Annotated in this window: 1 protein-coding gene; it reads right to left on the reverse strand. The window is 76.9% G+C overall.

The annotated features are described in order from the left end of the window. Positions 1–238: hypothetical protein (locus AC0I8G_RS26150; protein WP_471732537.1), on the reverse strand; the 238-nt coding region annotated here is incomplete at both ends.

Raw genomic sequence — 238 nt, forward strand, 5'->3', positions numbered from 1 at the left:
GCACCGGGGTCGTCGACGACGTCCACGGTGCAGCCGCGCGCCCGCGAACTCCTCGACGACACCGTGCTCCAGGTCCTCGCGGCGTTCCCGGGCGCTCGCGTCCCGGGCCTGCGTGCTCGCCTGCGCGGCGCTCGCCCGTCCGGTGTCGGCGTCGTAGCGGGCGACGTCGCGGGCGGTGCGGTCGACGACGAACCGGACCCCGACCGCGGCGGTGACCCAGACGATGGCCGGCTGGTTC

Source organism: Kineococcus sp. AC630 (assembly GCF_979255925.1).